Below are 676 nucleotides of genomic sequence, written 5' to 3' on the forward strand. Positions count from 1 at the left end.
CCCGCATCGCCCGCGCCGTCGGCGCCCTCACGATCGGCGTGGTCACGCGCCCGTTCAGCTTCGAGGGCAAGCGCCGTGCGGCGCAGGCCGACGGCGGGATCCATACGCTGCGCGAGGCCGTGGACACGCTCATCGTGGTGCCGAACGACCGACTCCTCGAGATCAGCGAACCCGGGATCAGCATGATCGAGGCGTTCGCGGCCGCCGACCAGGTGCTGCTCGCCGGCGTGCAGGGCATCACCGATCTGATCACGACCCCGGGTCTCATCAACGTCGACTTCGCCGACGTGAAGTCGGTCATGCAGGGCGCCGGCAGCGCGCTCATGGGCATCGGCTCGGCGCGCGGCGCGGACCGCGCCATCAAGGCCGCCGAGCTCGCGGTCGCCTCGCCGCTCCTCGAGACCAGCATCGAAGGCGCGCACGGGGTGCTCCTCTCGATCCAGGGCTCCTCCAACCTGGCGCTGAGCGAGATCACCGAGGCCTCCGAGCTGGTGCAGGACGTGGTGCACCAGGAGGCGAACATCATCTTCGGCACCGTGATCGACGACACCCTCGGCGACGAAGTGCGCGTGACGGTCATCGCCGCGGGCTTCGACCCCGAGCAGATCGCCGCGCTGCCCTCCGGCGTGGCGAAGGACGAGCGTCGTGTCGTCCGCGGGCTGTTCGAGGTAGCGCT

Annotated in this window: 1 protein-coding gene; it reads left to right on the forward strand. The window is 70.4% G+C overall.

The window, feature by feature from the left end; translation table 11 throughout:
* On the forward strand, window positions 1-676 hold a 676-nt coding region (locus tag ACFPZL_RS14025; protein WP_382336023.1), incomplete at both ends, for a cell division protein FtsZ.

The sequence above is a fragment of the Leucobacter soli genome (assembly GCF_042659205.1).
GTDB lineage: Bacteria > Actinomycetota > Actinomycetes > Actinomycetales > Microbacteriaceae > Leucobacter > Leucobacter soli.